At 63.7% G+C, this 19248-nt stretch carries 16 protein-coding genes; 2 read left to right on the top strand and 14 right to left on the bottom strand.

The window, feature by feature from the left end; genetic code table 11:
- Positions 1-44 precede the first annotated feature (44 nt).
- From O9Z63_RS10075 to O9Z63_RS10030, 10 genes are all read right to left on the bottom strand, one after another.
- Complete coding sequence (locus tag O9Z63_RS10075; protein WP_270129211.1) at positions 45-779, bottom strand: ABC transporter ATP-binding protein; 735 nt, start codon at positions 777-779, stop codon at positions 45-47.
- Positions 780-1260: 481 nt separating this feature from the next.
- Positions 1261-2022 (bottom strand): ABC transporter permease, encoded by a 762-nt coding sequence (locus O9Z63_RS10070; RefSeq protein ID WP_270129210.1) that lies wholly within the window; start codon positions 2020-2022, stop codon positions 1261-1263.
- A 102-nt stretch (positions 2023-2124) separates the two neighbouring features.
- A complete protein-coding gene (locus tag O9Z63_RS10065; RefSeq protein ID WP_270129208.1) occupies positions 2125-2982 on the bottom strand; it encodes an ABC transporter permease subunit in 858 nt (285 codons plus the stop codon).
- Between the two features lie 241 nt (positions 2983-3223).
- Positions 3224-4450, bottom strand: coding sequence for an ABC transporter substrate-binding protein (locus O9Z63_RS10060; RefSeq protein WP_270129207.1), 1227 nt, complete (start codon positions 4448-4450; stop codon positions 3224-3226).
- Positions 4451-4588: 138 nt separating this feature from the next.
- Entirely contained in the window at positions 4589-7615 is a 3027-nt protein-coding gene (locus O9Z63_RS10055) for a TonB-dependent receptor (RefSeq protein ID WP_270129206.1), read from the bottom strand.
- Between the two features lie 105 nt (positions 7616-7720).
- Positions 7721-8413, bottom strand: a complete 693-nt coding sequence (locus tag O9Z63_RS10050) for a TIGR04282 family arsenosugar biosynthesis glycosyltransferase (protein WP_270129205.1) — start codon at positions 8411-8413, stop codon at positions 7721-7723.
- Positions 8414-8563: 150 nt separating this feature from the next.
- Positions 8564-9469 carry an SDR family oxidoreductase gene (locus O9Z63_RS10045; protein WP_270129203.1) on the bottom strand — a complete coding sequence of 302 codons (906 nt, stop codon included), beginning with the start codon at positions 9467-9469 and terminating at the stop codon, positions 8564-8566.
- Positions 9462-10451 carry an NAD-dependent epimerase/dehydratase family protein gene (locus O9Z63_RS10040; RefSeq protein WP_270129202.1) on the bottom strand — a complete coding sequence of 330 codons (990 nt, stop codon included), beginning with the start codon at positions 10449-10451 and terminating at the stop codon, positions 9462-9464. Before O9Z63_RS10040 ends, O9Z63_RS10045 begins: the two co-directional genes overlap by 8 nt.
- On the bottom strand, positions 10451-11143 hold the full coding sequence (locus tag O9Z63_RS10035) for a TIGR04283 family arsenosugar biosynthesis glycosyltransferase (protein WP_270129201.1): 693 nt from the start codon (positions 11141-11143) through the stop codon (positions 10451-10453). Before O9Z63_RS10035 ends, O9Z63_RS10040 begins: the two co-directional genes overlap by 1 nt.
- 223 nt (positions 11144-11366) lie before the next feature.
- Positions 11367-12458 carry a BamA/TamA family outer membrane protein gene (locus O9Z63_RS10030; RefSeq protein ID WP_270129200.1) on the bottom strand — a complete coding sequence of 364 codons (1092 nt, stop codon included), beginning with the start codon at positions 12456-12458 and terminating at the stop codon, positions 11367-11369.
- 114 nt (positions 12459-12572) lie between these two features.
- Between O9Z63_RS10030 and O9Z63_RS10025 the strand changes: the two genes are divergently transcribed.
- Both O9Z63_RS10025 and O9Z63_RS10020 read left to right on the top strand, forming a co-directional pair.
- Positions 12573-13367 carry a DUF547 domain-containing protein gene (locus tag O9Z63_RS10025; protein WP_270129198.1) on the top strand — a complete coding sequence of 265 codons (795 nt, stop codon included), beginning with the start codon at positions 12573-12575 and terminating at the stop codon, positions 13365-13367.
- A gap of 33 nt (positions 13368-13400) precedes the next feature.
- On the top strand, positions 13401-14042 hold the full coding sequence (locus O9Z63_RS10020) for a DUF6134 family protein (RefSeq protein WP_270129197.1): 642 nt from the start codon (positions 13401-13403) through the stop codon (positions 14040-14042).
- A gap of 25 nt (positions 14043-14067) precedes the next feature.
- On the opposite strand, the gene O9Z63_RS10015 is transcribed toward O9Z63_RS10020, so the two are convergent.
- From O9Z63_RS10015 to O9Z63_RS09995, 4 genes are all read right to left on the bottom strand, one after another.
- Positions 14068-14796, bottom strand: a complete 729-nt coding sequence (locus tag O9Z63_RS10015) for a hypothetical protein (protein ID WP_270129196.1) — start codon at positions 14794-14796, stop codon at positions 14068-14070.
- Between the two features lie 259 nt (positions 14797-15055).
- Positions 15056-16570, bottom strand: a complete 1515-nt coding sequence (locus O9Z63_RS21115; RefSeq protein WP_333490341.1) for a TSUP family transporter — start codon at positions 16568-16570, stop codon at positions 15056-15058.
- A 190-nt stretch (positions 16571-16760) separates the two neighbouring features.
- On the bottom strand, positions 16761-18479 hold the full coding sequence (locus O9Z63_RS10000) for an NADPH-dependent assimilatory sulfite reductase hemoprotein subunit (protein WP_270129195.1): 1719 nt from the start codon (positions 18477-18479) through the stop codon (positions 16761-16763).
- Between the two features lie 5 nt (positions 18480-18484).
- The gene (locus O9Z63_RS09995; protein ID WP_270129194.1) at positions 18485-19225 is read right to left on the bottom strand and encodes a DUF2490 domain-containing protein; all 741 of its coding nucleotides are present in this window, start codon (positions 19223-19225) and stop codon (positions 18485-18487) included.
- Between the last annotated feature and the right edge of the window lie 23 nt (positions 19226-19248).

The following is a 19248-nucleotide window of genomic DNA, read 5'->3' as shown; positions in this document are numbered from 1 at the left end:
GCTTGGTGCCTAGGTCGTTTGATCTAAGCACTAGGCACGAACAACTACGCACTAAATGCGGTGCGCTGGATAGTGTCCCAGAAAGACAGTTCGGCGGCAATATTGGTGCGTGGGTCCTGGATAAAGTCGGCGACGGAGGCGAAGCTGCTTAGCGTTCCGCGGTCGAGGTAGGCGAAGCGGGTGCCGACGGTGAGGGCCTCGCGGCTGTCGTGCGTGACGAAGAGCGAGGTAATCTGGTGCTGCTCACTGACGCGCCGAAACAGCTCCTGCATGGCGGCGCGGGTCTGGGCATCGAGGTTTCCGAAGGGCTCATCGAGTAGCAGCAGGCGCGGCCGGATGATGAGGGCCCGCCCAAACGACACGCGCTGCCGCTGCCCGCCCGACAGCTGGTGCGGTGTCTTACGGGCGTGCTCACTCAGCTCCAGCTCAGCCAGCAGGGCCGTCACCTGGGCGTTGATTTCGGCTTCCTTCACGTGGCGGATACGCAGCCCGAATGCCACGTTCTCGAACACCGTGAGGTGCGGAAACAACAGCGGCTCCTGGTAGAGGTACACCATCTGCCGCTCGTTGGGCGGCACCGGGCGCAGGTCGTGCCCGTGTAGGGCGAGCGTGCCGGTGTCGGGCGTTTCGAGGCCCGCCAGAATCTTGAGGAGCGTGGTTTTGCCGCAGCCCGAGCGGCCCAGCACCGCCAGCACCTCGCCCTCGCGCAGCTCCAGGGAAATGTCGCGCAAGACGGGCTGGCCGTTGAACTGTTTGGATAGCTGGGAAACGCTGAGCATGGAGTTGGTAATGGAAGAGGTTGGTGCGGAAGTCCCGCCGCAAGCAGTCGGAGAGGATATAGTGGGCGGGCTAAGCCGGGCACTGATTGATCATACTGGTCGTTGTGCCGCAATCCAGGCATACGAATACGTGGATCACGCAACAATCCATCAGGTCGTACGCATCCCCAATGGAATCCACCTGCGCGTAGAATGTCATGGTGTCCGAGCACTCCGGGCAAGTCGGATACACCACCTCACCGGCCGAATCAGGCTTGCCTCCCAGCTTGTGCCTGGTTCCCGCAACGTCGTTCCACTGGTAGCCAACCGCTTGTTTCGCTGCCTCAGACTCGGGCTGCGGCACCATCTTTATTTCCGGTATTTCCTCCATTGTTTCACTGTAATCTGAGAGTTGAAAGCAGGTTAATTCAGTGCGGGGAAGTTGCCGCGCAGTGGCTAATCGTGCTTTGCTGATGGTTGAAGCCTGCCTTCCGGCCTTAAGCTACGGCTTACGGAGCAGGGCAGATTTGTTGGCCAACAGCAGCAGCGCCGGAGGTAGCAGCAGCAGCAGCGAGGCCACAGCCGCCAGCGGGGCGTTGGCCTCGCCCACGTAGGTGAACACCTGCACCGTGAGGGTGCGCACTTTGCCCACACTCAGTAGGTTGGTCAGGCCGAAGTCAAACCAGCTGAGCAGAAATGTCTGGACCAGGGTGGTGCGCAGCAGCGGCCAGGCCAGCGGCAGCAGCACCAGCCGCAGCGCCTGCCGGGGCGTGCAGCCCAGGGTGCGGGCCAATTGCTCGTACTCGGTGGCCTGGCGGGTCCAGAAGCTACCCAGCAGCAACGTGGCAAACGGCAGCGCCACCAGCAGCAGCCCCAGCAGCACGCCGCCCACCGAGCCCGAAAGGTGCATCCGGATGATAAACGGCTGCACCAGCACCGCCAGCAGCACCGGCGGCAGGGCGTAGGGTAGATAGCTGAGCAACAGCCAGCGTTGCCCACCGCCAGTGCGCGCCACGGCACGCGCCACCCCGAAGCCCCCGGCCGTAGCCACCACCGCCACCGAGCCCGCCAGCAGCAGGCTGCGGCCCAGCCCAGCCAGCAGGTCGTTGTCGGCGGAGAGCAGGCCGCGCAAAGCCGCCAGCGAGTAGGCGGGCGGCAGCGCGTCGGGAAACCGCCAGCCTTCGCCTACGGCCAGCAGCCCCAGCAGCCCAAACGGCAGCAGGAACAGGGTGGCTAATAGGAAAACGAGCAGTCTGGAGCGCATTTTTTTATTTAGTGATGAGGTGATGAGGTGACGAAGGGAGCGGGCTGGCCGTCTGAGTTTGCTGACTCTTTGGACCTCAGATGCAGCGCGTGGCTGGCTGTGTCAGGTTTCTTCGGCCTGGGCTACCCGCAGCACCCGGAGCAGCAGGGCAATCAGCAGTAGCAGGCCCACCGCCACCAGAAAACCCGCCAGGTAGGCGGCGGGCAGCTCGCTGAGGTCGAAGCGCTGGAGGCGGGTGGCGATGTACACGCTCAGCATCTGGGGGTAAGGGCGGCCCAGCAGCAGCGGAATGTCGTAGGCGCCGAGCGTAGCAATGAAGCTGAGCAGCAGCGTGGGCGCCGCCCGGCGCAGCAGCACCGGCACCGCCACCCGCCACCGAAACTGCCCCGGGCGGGCGCCCAGCGTGAGGGTGAGCTGGCGGTAGTCGTCGAGGCGGCTTTCTTGGTAGATGGTTTGGAGCAGCAGCGTCAGGAACGGGAACAGCAGCAGCACATGGGCCAGGATGATGCCCAGCCCGGCGGCGTCCTGCACCAGCTCCGGAAACGCCTCGGGGCTGGCCGTCAAACCCAGCCGGAAGCTGAGCCGGGAAAGCCAGCCGGCCCCGCTCAGCAGCTGAAATAGGTAGAACGCCACCACCAGCGCCGGCATAATCAGGGGCACGTAGAGCAGGCCCGGCAGCGGCCACCGCCGCACCGTGGGCTGCGCGTGCAGCACCAGCCCCAGCGCCAGCGCCACCGAAACGCCCACCGCCGCCGTGGCAATCCACAGGCTGTACAACGCCGCGTAGAGCAGGCCGGTATCGTGCAGGAGCGCCTGCCAGTGCTGGCCGGTGAAGCCCGTAGCCAGCGGCCCCACCACGCCCACGCTGCCCAAGGCCGCGTAGCCGAGCCCGGCCAGCGGCAGTCCAGCTACCAGCAAAGCATACAGCAGCAGGATCCAAGAGCGGTTAGTGGGTATCAAAAAAGAGGAGAGTTTCAGATATAAGAGAGGGTCATTCCGAGCATAGCCGAGGAATATCGCGTGCTGACGTTGCCGAAGGAACCGTCATGCTGAGCTTGTCGAAGCATCTCTACCGCTTCGTTCTGGTGGTGCGCCTCACCCCCCGGCCCCCTCTCCGAAAAGGAGAGGGGGAGCCGGACGAATCGGGTGGTTTGGCGGTAGAGATGCTTCGCTTCGCTCAGCATGACGTTCTGTTATCGTTCTATTCGGCTGGGACGGGCTGCTTTTCGATAACGTAGGTGCGGAAATCCTTGAACAGGCGGGTCATGTACTCTGGGTCGGGCTCCATGAGGGCCTGGCCCTGGATGTTCTGGCGGCGGGGCGCGTAGCGGCGCGAAGGTAGCTGCTCAAACTGCTGCCGCTGCGCCGCGGGCAGCGCCTGCAGGTTCAGCACGGTATGGTCGCCCCACACGTTGGGGTCCATTTTGCGCAGCTGCGCTTCCGGCGAAAGCAGGAAGTTGATGGCCACCAGCGCCGCCGCGGGGTGGCGGGCGCCGCGCACCACGCCCAGGTAGTGCGAGTTCTGGATGGTGCCCGGTAGCGGCACGTAGGCGCGGGCCGTGGCCGGAAATACCTTCTGGTTGACCTTATTGTCCACCTCGGCGTCGTTGTTGGAAAACGTGAAGGCCACTTCGCCGTTGGCAAACAGCTGGTGCAGCGGCGCCAGTTGCTCCGGAAACGTCTGGCCCTGCTTCCAGAAATACGGCCGGCTGGCATTGATCTGCCGCCACAGCGCGCCCGACCATTTCCGATACACAGCCTCATCAAACTTGCCCCGGAACAGCTCCGGCTTGCCCGACAGCGCTATCATCCACGACTTGAGCAGCGTCATGCCCGTAAATTCGTTTGGGATGGTGAACTGGCCGGGGTGGGCCTGCACGAAGGCCGGCAGCTCGGCAAACGAGCGGGGCGGCCGCGCCACCCGCGCCGAGTCGTAGATGAAGTTGAACTGCACGTTGCCCCAGGGCGCTTCCATGCCCGCCACCGGCTGCTGAAAATCGGTGTTGATGAACGGGTTCTGCATATCCAGCAGCCGGGCGTTCGGCAGCTTGTCCACGAAGGGCCCCAGCAGGGCATCCACCTGCCGCAGCTGGTAAAACGTCTCGCCGTTGATCCAGACCATATCGGCCTCGCTGGGCTGCCCGGCCTGCAGCTCGGCAGCCAGCGTCTGGACCAGCTGCGCGCCCTGGCCGGCCGCAATTTCCAGCTCGATGCCGTAGCGGCGCTGCAGCTCGGGCTTCACGTAGGTGCTCATGTAGCGGTTGATGAGCGGGTCGCCCATCCACATCAGCATGCTCACGGTCTGGCCTTTGGCGGCCGCTTCTATCTGCGGCCAAGTTTGGGTGAGCACCTGCTGCGGCTCCCGTGCCTTATCGGTGGGGTTGCAGGCGGAGAGCAGGGCGAGGATAGGGAAAAAGTATTTTTTCATTCGTTGGGAAGGTAATGTCAAAGAACGTGTCATGCTGAGCTTGCCGAAGCATCTCTACCGCTTCGCCTGCATGAATTCAACGAAGCAGTAGAGATGCTTCGGCAAGCTCAGCATGACACGCACACATGTTTTGCCTGACTACAGCGCATACCGCAGCCCGAACTGGAACTGGCGCGGGGCGCTGGCGTTGCGGCGCACGATGCCCGAGCCAGCCGCGCCCACCTGAATCTGGTTGCTTTGGGTGGCGTTGTTGGCGTAGCCGCTCAGGTTCTGGGTGTTGAGCACGTTGAACACGTCGGCGGTCAGTTCCAGGCGGCTGGTTTTCTCGCCGAAATGCAGCGAGTACTGCGCGCCCACGTCAAACGTCTTCGACCAGGGCAAACGGTCGGAGTTGCGGCCTTCGCCGGGGAACCGGTCGGCGTTGCCCTGGTAGGCGGTGCTGAACGAGCTGCCGTCGCCGTTCAGGTCGTTGGTGAGTACCGTGGGGTTGCTGCCCGGCACCGGGTAGCCGCCCGTCACGCGGTTTACGGGCTGGCCGCTTTGCAGCAGCGAGGCTACCGTGAGGCGCAGCGCCCGCACCGGGTAGTAGCTGCCGATGGCGTTGATGACGTGCGTGCGGTCGTTGATGGAGTTGGCGAATTCCTGGCCGTAGTTGTTGGCGTCGGCGGCGCGGAAGTTCACGTCTTCGGTGTCGTTTTTCAGGTTCGACAGCGTGTAGGACACGCGGTAACCGTACTTGTCTTCGGCGGCATCCTTCTGCAGGTTGAAGCTGGCGCCCATGTAGCGCGAGCGGCCCTCCGACTCAGTCATCACCACGTTGCGGGCCACGCCCGTTACGCGCTGGCCGCCAATCACGGCGCTGCCGTCAGCCAGAATCGGCACGGGGCGGGTGGCGTTGGCCTGGGCTTCGGTGCGTACGGTCACGTTGTTGGGGTCGGTCTGCGGGTACTCCGACACGCTGTTGACGTTGCGCAGCCGGAACAGGTCGTAGCTGCGGTTGTACACCAGATCCACGAAAAACAGGGTCTTGGTGTTCACCTGATACTGGTAGCCCAGCGTGCTCTGGTGCGAATACGGGTTCTGGTAGCCGTTGGGGTTGAGAATCCGCCGCTCCACGCTCGAAACGCCGGCCCGCTGGCCTTGCAGCGTTGCGCCCGAGGGGCCCTGCAGATATGTTACGCCGGCCACACTGCCGCTCTGGTTGCCATCGAACGTAATCCGGTCGACGTTGGTGCTGGCGGGCAGCGCGCCCACCCGCACCAGCTCGCGCAGCTGGGTTTTGTAGTCGGCAGAGGTGGTGTTTTGCTGCAGCGCGTCGCTGTACACGGTGTACAGGATCTTGTCGTAGAACAGGCCGTAGCCGCCGCGCAGGCTGCTGCGGTCGGTGAGCTGCAGGTTGAAGTTGGCGCGCGGGGCCACGTTGTTCCGGTCGCCGTTGGCGGCGCCGCCCTTCGAGAGGTTGTCGTAGTCGTAGCGCACGCCCAGCGTCACGTTCAGGCGGTCCGTCACGGCATACAGGTCTTCCACGTAGATGTTGTACAGGTTCTGCGTGGTGCCGAACGAGGCCGGGCGCAGCTCCACGTTGTAGTTGTTTACCTGCACGTTGGCCGGAATTTCGTTGATGCCCAGGCCAGGCCCGAGGTTGCGGGCCCGCAGCGCATCGAGCTGGGCCTGGGTGAGCTGCACGGTGTAGCTGCCATTGGGGTTGCCGCCGCCGAACAGCGAGTGTTCGGTGCTGATAACTCCGAAGCCGCCCTTGAAGGTGTTGCGGCCGCGCAACAGCGTGAACTTCTGCTGGGCCTGCCAGGTGCTCTGGTGCGAGTCGAACAGATAGCCGGGGTGGCCGAGCACCGCCAGCACCTGCCGCGCCGGGCCGAGCACCGTCACGTCGGGGCTGTCGGGGTTGTCGGCGCTGGCGTAGTTCCAGCGGAAGCGGGCGTACTGCACGTCGGTCTGCGAGGTGAAGTTGTTGCCCACGTACACGTTCTGCGAGGCGATGTTGATGGAGTTACGGTCCTGGCGGTTGCCGGTCGACGGGAAGGCCACACCGCCATCAAGGCCGCCGCCTTGGCGCTCAATGTTCACGAGGCCCACATTGGCGCGCAGCGACGAGCGGAACCGCTCGGTCCAGCGCTGGTCGAGCTTGCCGGAGAGGTAGGTGAAGCGGTTCTGGCCGCGCACGGTGGCCGCCACGCCCAGGTCGGGCGAGGTCAGCACGTTGTCCTTGAAATCGAAGGTCTGCTCGGCGTTCAAGTAGAAGAACGTCTTGTCCTTCACCAGCGCCCCGCCCACACCGAAGCCGAACTGCTGGCGCTGGAAGCCGCCCTTCACCTGATTGCCCGACAGGTCGCGCTGCGCGAAATCAGTCTTGCCGTCGATGCTCGGGCCGGGGCGGGTCAGGTAGAAAGCTTCCGCCGTCAGGTCGTTGGAGCCCGATTTGGTGGTGATGTTGACGATGCCGTTGGCCGAGTTGCCGAACTCGGTGCTGAAGTTGTTGGTCAGCACGTTCAGGTTCTGGGCGAAGCCCACCGGCATGGCAAAACGCTGCCCGCCCAGGAAGTTCTCGTTGTTGTCGAGGCCGTCGATGAGGTAGTTGGTGTAGAGGCCGTTGGCGCCGTTGATGCTCACGTTGGGCGCTTCCGCAAAGAAGCCCGTAGCCTGCGTCACGTTGGGCAGGCGGTAGAGGGCGCGCGTGATGTCGCGGGCCTCAATGGGAATCTCGCGCAGCTCCCGCGCCGACAGCTGCGAGGCTACTTCGGCGTTCTGGGTGTTGAGTGTGGTGGCGTTGTTGGGGGCCCGCACCGTCACGCCTTCCAGGGTTTGGGCGCTGGCCAGTGGCAGCACCAGCGTCACGCTGGGGCTGGAGTTGGCGCGCAGCGTGAGGCCCGTTTCGCGCACGGCCTGAAACCGGTCCGATACCTCGGTGCTCACGGCGTAGGTGCCGGCCGTGCTCAGCCCCCGAAAGCGGGTCTGGCCCTGGGCGTTGGTGGTTTGCTGGGCGCTGAAGCCCACGGCGGCGTTATCGAGGTGTACCAGCTGGCCCGCCACGGGCTTGCGCGTCGAGACGTCCACGATGGACACCACCAGATCAACTGACTGCGCCAGGGCACCGGAAACCGGCCCGCCCAGCAGCAGGAAAAGCAACAAATAGAAAAGATTTTTCATCTACGAAGTCAACAATCTGAAAAACAAAACCCAGCCGCACCAGCCCCCACAAGGCGCCCCTTGCAGGGCGCTTGCAGCTGGCTGGCCGGCAACTTTCGGCAGATTTCAGAGAGTTGGTGGGCCGCGCTGCGGCAGCGTGGCCGCTGCGGCCAGTAGGCTCCGCCGAAGCCGGAGCACGGGCCGGAGCGGCCGCTCGGCGGCCAGAATGGTATGCAGATGGTTGCGGAAAGAACCGGCCGGTAGCCAGGCCAGCAGGCCGGCAAAATCGTGGGCGGTATCCACGTCGGCGAGGGGGCGCAGGGTGGCCACGGCCGCGCCGGCCCGGTGCAAGTAGCGGCGCAGCGCGTGCCCCAGGGTGGCCGTCTGCCAGGGCAGCGTTGCCCAGGCTTCGGCCTCGAAAAAGCGCCGATGCAGCCCCAGCAGGTACACGCCGCCATCGAGGGCCGGGCCCAGCACGGCGTCGGTGGTGTGCAGGGCGCGCACAGCCTGCCGCACCAGGGCGGGCGTCAGCTGCGGGCAGTCGTTGCCGATAACCACCAGCTGCTCGTAGCCCAGTTCAAACCCATACACCAGCGCCGACGCCAGCCGCTGCCCGAAGGTGCGCCCGCGCTGCTCATCCGACTCCACGCACACAAAATCGACGCCGGCCTGCCGGGCGGTGGCGCTGGCGCGCGCAATCAGCTGCGCCGCAATAGCCGCCGCCGCCCGTCGCCCGCGCCCAAACGATTTGTGCGCGGCTTCCTCACCCGCCGGGCGGGTGAAAAGCAGAATGGCGGCACGGGCGGGCGTAGCGGGCAAGAGAGAGGTAGTAGCGTGGGTGGTAAAGCGGGGCGGGGCACTGGCAAGTTAGGCGGTAGCCGGCAGTCAGCGGCAGTCAGTGGCAGCCAAGGCCGGGTGGCCTGTTTGCTGACGCACGTACGCAGCCGGCGGCGGGTTCGGTTTAGTTGCTCACTCGTAGAAATTGCGCATCCGGCGCATCGTGGTGAGTACCACCCAGTCGCCGAGGCGGGGCGCGTAGGTGTGCACGATGGCAATCAGCCAGCCCAGCGCCGAAATAACGGTGCGCTGCCGCCGCCGCCGGATGTGCTTTACGATGATGGCCGCTACTTCGGCCTGGGTTTTCTGCCAGCGCGGCGGGCGGTGCGCAATGGGCACCGGCTGGCCCTGGGCGTCGAGCACGCGCTTGTCGTCGTCGTTTTGGGTGAAGCCGATGTGCACCACGCCGAAGTGTATGCCGGTGCCGTCCAGCTCCAGGCGCAGGGTGTGGGCCAGGTTGGTGAGGGCCGCTTTGCCGGCGCAGTAGGCCGAGCCGCTGGGCATGCCGTTCAGGGCCGAAATCGAGGAAATGAACGTGACGCTGCCGCGGCTGGCCAGCAGGTGTGGCAAAGCGGCTTTCAGCGGAAACACGGCCCCGTACACGTTGCTGTCGAGCACCTGCCGGAACACATCGGGCTGCATATCGGCGAAGTAGGCGCGCTGCGAAATGCTGGCGTTGGCCACCAGGATATCCAGCCGGCCAAACTCCCGCAGGGCCGTAGCTACGAGCGTCTCGCAGGCGGCGTAGTCGGTTACGTCGGCCACGCAGGCGGCCACCAGGTAGCCGGCGGCGGCCAGCTGCTGGCGTGTGAGTTCCAGGCGCTCGGCCTGGCGCCCGTTGAGCACCACCGCGGCTCCGGCGGCGCACAAGGCCCGCGCCGTTTCGCGCCCAATGCCCGACTCCGAGCCCGTGACGATGGCCACCCGGCCCGCAAACTGCCCGGTGCGCGGTAGCGGCTGGGGCAACTGCGGCAGTGCGGCGGCAGGAGAGGAAGGAGCAGGTGGTAAGTCGGCAGAAGCCGGTTGAGAATCAAACATACTGATGGGCTTTAAACCACGCGAAGGCCTCGCCGGCGGCCTGCCCGATAGGCGTTTGCGGCAGCGCCAGCTCGCGCCGGGCTTTCTGCACGCTGAAATAATGGCCGTCGTTGGCGACGGCGGCCATGGCGGCGTTGAGCTGACCCGGCCGGCCCGTGAGGCGGGCCTGCATTTCGGCAAACGCCCCGTATAGACGCGCCAGCCCGCCCGGAATGGGCCAGCGCGGCGGCGCCACGCCCAACACGCCGGCCAGCTGCCGGAAGGCGTCGCGGTAGCTCAGGTTCTGGTTGCCGAGAATGTAGGATTCGCCTATGCGGCCCATGATCAGGGCGTTGATGGTGGCCACGGCCACGTCGTGGACGTGCACGTAGTTTTTGCCGCCGGGCGGATAGCCAGGCACCCGGCCGCGGTACAGCTCCAGCAGCAGGGCGTTGGAGGTGGGCCGGGCGTCCTGTGGGCCCAGCATGAAGGTGGGGTGTACCAGCACGGCCGGCAGCTGCCACTCGGCCACGGCGCGCAGCACCCGGTCGGTGGCGGCGCGCTTGCTGTCCATGTAGTCGAGGCCGTAGTGGGCGCCGGCGTAGGGGCGCGTTTCGTCGCCGGGGTCTGTTAGGGTCCCGAAGCCGAAGACGTTGGCCGTGCCTACGTACACGAAGCGCGCCACGCCGGCCTGCCGGGCCAAGTCCAGCATAGCGGCCGTGCCGCCGTCGTTCACGGCCCACACGGCGAGGTTGCGGGCGGGGTTCACCTGGGCCAGGGCCGCAGCGTGCACGATGGCCGCGCAGCCGTCGGCGAGGCCGGCGAGAGTGGCGGGCTGGGTGAGGTCGGCGAAGCGGTAGTCCACGGCCCAAGCGGCCGGGAAGGGCGGGGGCGTGCCAGGCCGCACCAGCGCCCGCACGGGCAGGCCGCGCCGGTGCAGCTCGGTTACCAGATGGCGGCCCAGGAAGCCATTGGCCCCGGTTACGAGAACGGGCGCCGGCATCAGCGGTGGTTGATCATGGCCTTGTAAGTGCGCGCAATCCGGACCGGCGACACCTTCAGAAAGTACAGCGAAAACGCCGTCAGGTTGGCCAGCTGCACCCGCAGCCAGCTGTTGTGCTCGTACTTGCGGGCCGACACCACCACATCCTGCGGCACAATCAGGAAACGCGCCACCCGCCGGATGCGCTGGATAATGTCGAAGTCCTCCATCACCACAAACTGCTCCCGGAAGCCCCCCAGCTGCCCAAACAGCTCCCGCGTGACAAACAGCGTCTGGTCGCCGCCGCGGCTCATAATGCCCTTGAACCGGGTGCCGTAGCTGTTGAAACGCAGCAGCGGGTGCTTGGAATCGAAGCGGAACCGGTAGCAGCCGGCGGGATAGCCCTCGGCCACTGCCTGCCGGATGGTGGCTACAAAGTCGGGGTGAATCTGCACGTCGGCGTGCACGAAGTAAAGAATGTCGCCGGTGGCATGGGCGGCGCCGTGGTTCATCTGGGCGGCGCGGCCGGGCTTGGGGGCCGGCAGCACGGTGGCGCCGGCCTGCCGCGCCACTTCGGCGGTACCGTCAGCGCTTTTAGCGTCTACGACTAGGATTTCGGGGGCTTCGGCGGAGCCGTAGTGGCGCAGCTCCTGCACCAGCCGGCCAATATTGGCGGCCTCATTATAGGTAGGAATGATGATGCTGATGGTCATGGAAAGCAGATGTACGCAGCGGAAGCGGGGCGGTGTGTTGTAGTTAGTAGCGCTACGGCTAGCAAGCTAGTTCCTCTCCTTGGAAAGGAGGGGCTAGGGATGGTTGATGCATTCAGGACGATTTTAGAGCTAATCTTACATATCGACCAACGATTGTCAACCACCCCTAACCCCTCCTTTTTAAGGAGGGGAACTAGCTTGCTAGCTGTAGCGCTACTGCCCATCAAAACGCTTCTCCAACGGTCAGGTAGAACCCGCTCGATTCTTTGCCGAGGCCGTAGTCGAGGCGCAGGTTGAGGTGGTCGCGGCGGTTGAGGGTGAAACGCAGGCCGGCGCCGTACGCGCCTTTGGGCTGGCGCAGGCGCAAGCCGTCGGTGGCGTCGCCCAGGGTGCCTACGGAGCCGAAAGCTACGGCACCCAGCCGTTTATATACGGCGAGGCGCAGTTCGGTTTGCAGTAGGGCTGCATGCTGGTCGCGGAATCGGCCCTCATAGTAGCCCCGCATCCGGCGCGTGCCGCCCAGCAACGACAGCGCATTGAACGGCGCCGTGCCGGCCGTGAAGCTGGCGAAGTAGTTCAGGGCCAGCACTGCCCGCCGGTTCAGGCTGTGGTACGACGACACGTCGGCCGAGTAGCGGCTGAAGTGGGTGGTGCCCAGTGGGCCGGCGTTGTCGGCGCTGTTGCGAATCATGCCGGTCAGGTCGGCCACCACGCCTTTGGTAGGGAAGAACAGGTTGTCGCGCGAGTCGAAGAACACGCCCAGGCCGCCGCCGTGCAGCCGGCTGCCCAGGCCGCCCGGCACGCGGCCGCTGGCCAGCTGCCCGCCGGCTTCGGTGGTCGTCACGTCGTAGTTTTCCAACTGGTAGCGCAGCCCGGCGTAGAGCTTGCCGGCGGCCAGGGCTGGGGCCACGCGGCGGAAGGCGTTGAGGCGCACCCGTGGGAAATTGACACCGTACAGCTCGCGCGGCACGGCCTGCTCGCCTACGCCGTAGAAATAGTAGTTGTAGCGGTAGTAGCCGGCCTCGCCGTAGGCGTAGTAGGTGTTGTGGCGGTAGAACACCTGAAACGGCAGGTACAGCAGCAGCTGCCGGTTCTGGGTGTAGGCGGCACCCAGCGTGAACTGTGAGGGCCGGGCATCGGTGAAGGCGGAATCCTGGCGGAAACGCACGGTGAACACCAGCGCGGCCCCGTAGGCCAGCCGGGTTTCCGGGGTGTAGTAGACGAGCGGGAGCGGTAGCACCGACAACCGGCGGGTGGTGCTGTCGGGCGGTGGGGCCTGCGTGGCCAGGGCCAGCAGCACGGAGGTCAGCAGCATGCAGGAGGAAGGGGTGAAACAGGCGTACGTAAGATGGGAAGAGTTGAGTTTGCCGCCGCTCAAATCTTTTTTTGGCCGCTGCCACGTATATGGGAGCCAAACTGCCCTTTCCTCATGAAACTTCCTCTCTTACCCGCCCGCACCTTGCTGGCATTCAGCATGGCCCTCGGCACTGCCACCACCGCACCGCTGCCTACCCTGGCCGCTACCGCCGTGGCACCAGCTGCCACCGCCCCCGGCCATGCGGCCTTCGATAAGCTGCTCAAAAAGCACGTCAACGGCAAAGGCCAGGTGAACTACAAGGGCTTCAAAGCCGACGAAAAGGAGTTCAACCAGTACCTGGCGCTGCTGAGTAAGAATGCCCCGGCTGCTTCGTGGAGCAAGCAGGAGCAGATGGCCTACTGGATCAACGCCTACAACGCCTACACCATCCGCCTGATCCTGGACCACTATCCGGTGCAGAGCATCAAGGACATCGGCTCGAAAATCAAGATTCCGTTCGTGACGACGCCCTGGGCGGCCAAGTTCTTCAGCATTGGCGGCAAGAAGATGAGCCTCGACGAAATCGAGCACGGCACGCTGCGCAAGAAATACAACGACCCGCGCATTCACTTTGCGCTGGTGTGTGCCTCCGTCTCGTGCCCCAGTTTGCGCAACGAGGCCTACACCGCCGCCAAGCTTGACAGCCAGCTTGACGACCAGGGCCGGGACTTTGTGAACAACCCCGCCAAAAACAAGATCAGCAAGAGCAGCGCCCAGCTTTCCAAGTACTTCGACTGGTACAAAGGTGACTGGAGCGAGAACGGGCAGTCGGTGGTAAAGTGGGTGAACAAATACTCCACCACCAAGCTCGACGCCAACGCCAAAATCGACTTCCTGGACTACAACTGGAACCTGAATGAGCAGTAGGCCGGCATGCCACCGGTTAACTGGCCGTGCCGCATGAGTGGGCGTGGTTTTCAACTGAGCCTGCTAGGTGCGTTGTTCAGTCTGGCTGGAGCTGCCCGGGCGCAAACTCCGGCGGCGCGACCCGCGCCGCCGGAAACACGGCGCTACGCTATTGAGGTGGCCGGCGTACGCGTAGGCACCATGACGGCCACCCGCGCCCCGCAAACCGCCACTACCGACGCCGTATTCACGCTCACGAGCGACGTGAAGGTGAATTTTCTGGTCTATAACCTGAAGATCTACTACCAGGTGGTGAACCGGGTGCGCAACGGCCAGTTGCTGCTTTCCACGGTGGAAGCCCACACCAACCAGGGCGACTTTGCCTCGCGCACCGAGTGGAAGGGCGACCATTACGACATCGTGGCCGACCAGTACAAGCACCACTACCGCGCCACCGAAAAGCAGCCGATCCGCTACACCGTCACGGATATGTTTTTCGGAGAGCCGCAAGGGCAGACGCGCGCCTTCGCAGAGTACTTCGGCGACTTTTTCGCGGTGCAGCGCACGGCCAGCGGCAAGTATAAGGCGGAGCGCGACGGCCGCGAAGACGAGTATCAGTACGCGAATGGCGAGCTGGTCATGCTCATCAAGAAGAACCCGCTGAAGAACTTCATTATCCGGTTTGTGCCGAAATAGCACGGTAGCGCCGCGCTGTTTCGGTCTACGGAAGCCGGTCCCACACTTCACCACCAAGGCTCACCATTCGCACGATGCCTGCCCGCCGGTCATAATACAGCTCCTGTATAAAAGAGGCTGAGGTAGATGCGCAAGTAGAGCCACGAGAAGTCCCAGTAAAGACTATAACGTCAGTGTACTGCCGACCCCGAATGGTGAGTTGCTCGAACGGCCCTTTCAAGGCAGACTCACGCGGAAATTTCAGGCCCCTGCAGGAATAGTAGTCGCTGATAAGATCGGTGTTACCAACAAAATCCGACCATTCTCCTTTCGCATATAAGCTACTCTTGTTTTTGTCGTAGCCATCGGAACTACGGCTGGTTAACTGGGACGCACCCCGATAGAAACGAAATTCTCCACCACCACGCATACTATCAGTACGGGTCAGGCGTACCGTCTTTTGGTCGAAGTAATTCAGCAGCTTAGGGGAAGAAAAGTTTGGGCCAGGAGGCTGAACTTCCTTTTTTTCTGCCTGGAGGTAGTCGATTACCTGGCTGATCTGATAAGTTCGTCTGTAGCCGCGCACATTCTCAAACTGCCAAGTATCTCCTTGCCGCATCGTCAGCCACGGTTGGTCATCTTCCGTGAAATGGTAATAAGGGACTTTATTAACGATGCACAGCCCAGGACCTGATTCAGAATCTTTTTTACATGCTGAAGCTGTCAGGAGGATACAGCAGGAAAGCCAGTAAGTCAGACGTAGGGAGGATAGCATAGGAGTAGGATGGTTGGTACGCTAAAAGTAGCAGTGAATATCTCCTGTCCCATGTCCAGAATTGACTTCTTTCAGGCTTTGCGCCGTAGTATTTTTTATGGTTAATATTCTGATAATCAATAATTTATACATGATATAAAGGATATTGGTTGTTAGTGTTTTTTAATAGTTTGCAGCGGGTCGGTTTCCATGCGAAACGGCCCCGCTGAACAGGTGTCAGCGGGGCCGTTTATTCAAGCGGCACAAGCTAAAGCGTGTGTTACATGAACACCTTGCGCAACGCCCACAGGCTCCACACAATCACCATCAGGCCCACGCCCACGAACATCCAGCGCACGGGCAGGCGGCCGGCCAGGCGGGCGGCCAGCGGCGCGGCGGCCACGCCCCCGATGATGAGGCCCAGGATAATCTGCCAGTGCGAGATGCCCAGCGTGGCGAAGAACGTAACGGCGCTGGCAAACGTGACAAAAAACTCCGTGACGCTCACCGAGCCAATCACGTACTGCGGCGTGCGGCCCCCGGCAATGAGCGTGCTGGTGACCAGCGGCCCCCAGCCGCCCCCGCCAAACGAATCGAGGAAGCCGCCGGCCGCGGCCAGCAGCCCCAGTTTCTTGTGCTTCTTGCGGGGCCCGGGCTTCACGAAGGCCTTGCTGATGATGCGGATGCCGAGCAGCAGCAGGTACGCGGCCAGGAACGGCTTCACGTAGCTGCCGTATTTCTCGCCGAAGGTGGACAGCAGGTACGCGCCCGTAATAGCGCCCAGCACGCCCGGAATCAGCAGCACTTTAAACAGGCGCTTGTTCACGTTGCCGAAGCGGTAGTGGTGGTAACCCGAGGCTCCGCTGGCAAACATCTCGGCGGTATGGATGCTGGCACTCACGGCGGCCGGGGCAATGTTCAGGCTCATCAAACTGATGGCCGTGACCACGCCGTAGCCCATGCCCAGCAGCCCGTCAATGAGCTGCGCGCCGAAGCCGATGGCCACGAACAGCCAGAACGTTTCGGCGTGGGTGGCTGCGCCCCACACCTGCTGCCAGGTGAAGTAGTAGCTCAGAATATTGAACACCAGCATGGCCGCAAAGGCCAGCAGCGCCCCGGTGGCAATCTTGCGCCACCGCGCTGCGGCCGGCGACTCGTAGGCCGGCCCGCCGGTCAGCTCGGCCGTCACGGCGTTCAGGGATTTTACTTTGTGGGCAAAGTCGCCGCCCACCTTCTCCCGGATCTGCGACATGCGCTGGAGCACGTCGTGCAGCTCGTCGGGGAGGGTGTGGGTGAGCATTTCGCGCAGGCGCTTGGCAATGGTGGGCGACTTGCCGTTGGTGCTGATGGCAATTTTCAGGTCGCCTTTCTGCACGATGGAGCCCAGGTAAAAGTCGCAGGCGGCGGGCGTATCGGCCACGTTGCAGAGCAGGCGCTGGCGCGTGGCGTCGGCCTTGATCTGCAGGTTGAGCGCCTTATCGTTGGTAGCCACAATCACCAGGTCGTGGCCCACCAAATGAGTGGGGTCGTAAGGCTGCTCGCGCAGCTGCACGGCGGGGTGCTGGCCGGCCAGCACCCGCAGCTCGGGCCCGAACCAGGTAGCCACCACTGTAATGGCCGCGTTGGGGCTATTGGCCAGCATGGCCGAGAGCTTCTCGAAGCCCACGGCCCCGCCGCCCACCAGCAGCACGTGCAGCTGTTCCAGCTTCAGAAACACCGGAAACAGCCGGTTGCCATCGGGCACCGCGGGCGGCGGCTCGGGCTGGGGCAGGGCGTTGTTGGAGGAAAGGGACATGGTGGTTGGTGATGGTTGGGGTCGGATGGAAAGGAAGGCAGAACAGCACTAACAGAACGTCATTCCGAGCGCAGCCGAGGAATCTCGCGTGCAATGGTAATCCTGTTGTTAGGATTGGTTGCTACAACGTCAGCACGCGAGATTCCTCGCGCTGCTCGGAATGACGTGCTAATGTTGTTCGTTCTATCGGTTACTCGTGAAACGTCAGGCCGCTTTCGGTGGGCTGCACGTAGCCCTGGCGGATGACGAAATCACCAAACCGCTCCTGGGGCTGGCGGTTCTGGGCGTAGTCGGCGAGCAGGGGCGTGAGCTCCTGCACGATGCCGTCTTCGTCCAGCATTTCCTTGTAGAGCTTGTTCATCCGCTCCCCGTTGAAAGCGGCACCGAGGTACAGGTTGTAGCGGCCCACGGCCCGGCCAACCAGCCCGATTTCGCCGAGGTAGGGGCGGGCGCAGCCGTTGGGGCAGCCCGTCATCCGCAGCAGAATATCGTCCTGAGCCAGACCCTGTTGGCGAATTACCCGGTCCAATCTATCCAATAATTCCGGAAGATACCGCTCGGCCTCCGCGAAGGCCAGCGTGCAGGTGGGCAGGGCCACGCAGGCCAGCGCCCCGCGCCGCAGGGCCGTGTATTCCTTGCCGGCCTCGATGGCTACGCCGTGCTGCTGCAGCACCGCCTGCACGCTTAGCCGGTGCTCAGGGGCAATGTTGGCGATGATCAGGTTCTGGTTGCCAGTGAGGCGGAAGTCGCCGGTGTGGAAGGCGGCAATTTCGCGCAAAGCGGTTTTGAGCGCGTAGCCGTCCCGGTCGAGGATGCGGCCGCCTTCCACGAACAGCGTGAGGTGGGCCCGGCCATCGGCCTGGATGGACCAGCCGTAGGCGTCGCCGGAGCTGCGGAACTGGTAGGGGCGGGCGGGCTCCACCGGGAAGCCCAGACGCTGGTCCAGCTCCTGTTTGAACACGTCGAGGCCCACGCGGTCCACGGTGTACTTGAGGCGGGAGAACTTGCGGTTTTCCCGGTTGCCCCAGTCGCGCTGAATCGTCACGATTTTCTCGCAGGTGTCCACCACCTTGTCGGCAGGCACGAAGCCGATGATGTCGGCCAGGCGGGGGTAGGTGTCGGGCATGCCGAACGTCATGCCCATGCCGCCGCCCACGGCCACGTTGAAGCCTACCAGCTGGCCTTGCTCCTCAATGGCAATCAGGCCCAGGTCGTTGGCGAAGATGTCGGTGTCGTTGTAGGGCGGAATGGCCAGGGCAATCTTGAACTTGCGGGGCAGGTAGGTTTTGCCGTAAATGGGCTCGGCGTCCTGCTGCTCGCCCTCGTTGGGCGCGCTGGTGAACTGCGGTTCCCCATTCAGCCACAAATCCCAGTAGGCCGAGGTGCGGGGCGTAAGATGGGCGCTGATCTGCTTCGACACCTCGTACACGGCCGCGTGCAGGGGGCTCTCGTGCGGATTGGGGTTGCACATCACGTTGCGGTTCACGTCGCCGCAGCCCGCAATGCTGTCGAGCAGGGCCTCGTTGAAGCCCTGGATGGTCTTTTTCAGGTCGCTCTTGAGTACGCCGTGCAGTTGGAAGGCCTGGCGGGTGGTGAGTTTGAGCGTGTGGTTGCCGTACTCATCGGCCAGCTCATCCATGCGCAGCCACTGCGCGGGCGAGGCAATGCCGCCCGGCACCCGCACCCGAATCATGAGCGAATACAGCGGCTCCAGCTTCTGACGCTTGCGCTCCGAGTCCAGGTCCCGGTCGGTTTGCTGGTAGGAGCCGTGGAACTTGATCAGGTGAGTGTCGTCGGGGTAGAGGGCGCCGGTGAGCGGGTTCACGAGGCTTTCGGCCAGGGTGCCGCGCAGGTAGTTGCTGGCTGCCTTGACGTGCTCGACTTCGGAAAGTTTGGGGGTATCAGCCATGAGAATCAGGGAGCTGGGGAGGGTGCCGGAGCAGCCGGAGCCGCAGGGCGTAAATCGAAGTTGTGGAAGTAGAAAACCCGGATGGTGTGCTGGTTGCGGTAGGTGCTACCGGCCGGCAGCTGCTGAAATAGATGCATGTAGCCGGCCTGCACTTGTGCGTGCTTGTTGAGCGGGTACACCACGCCGGCAAACAGCCGGTTCTGGTCGAAGTAGTTCAGCCGAATTTCCTTGCCGAAATTCATCATCACCTCGTTGTTGAGCAGAAACTGCCAGCCGCCGGGCTCAAAACCCCGCTTGGTAAGCGGCAGAAACAGCGCCGCGTTGTAGCGGGTGCGGTAGTTGAAATCAAAGTCATCGGTGCGTTCATTCTGCCGAATAGTGCGCCGGAATCGTTCTTCCAGCCGTACCCACTGCATCAGGCGGGCCTTCGGAAACTTCGTGAACCACTGCACCTGCTGCCAGGGGCGGTGCTCGGGCTGGCCCACGGTGCGGGCCCCGTCGGGGTAATGGTGCACGTAGGCATAGCCCCCGGTCAGGCGCACGTCATCGGTGAGGTAGTACGTCAGGCCCACGCGGGCCACCGTCTGGTAGCTGGCCTGCACGAAATGGTCGTGCAGGCGCAGGTGCAGGTCGGTCCAGCTGCCCCAGTGTTGCGAAAACCTGGTTTGGTTAAATATGCCCAGCCACGTCTGCTGCTCGCGCACGTACTGTTTCTGCGCCAGCAAAGGCCGGGTCAGAAGCAGCAAGCCACAAAAGAGAAGGAGCCGTT

Source organism: Hymenobacter yonginensis (genome assembly GCF_027625995.1).
GTDB classification, from domain to species: Bacteria; Bacteroidota; Bacteroidia; order Cytophagales; family Hymenobacteraceae; genus Hymenobacter; species Hymenobacter yonginensis.
This window is presented reverse-complemented; position numbering and strand designations above follow the sequence as displayed.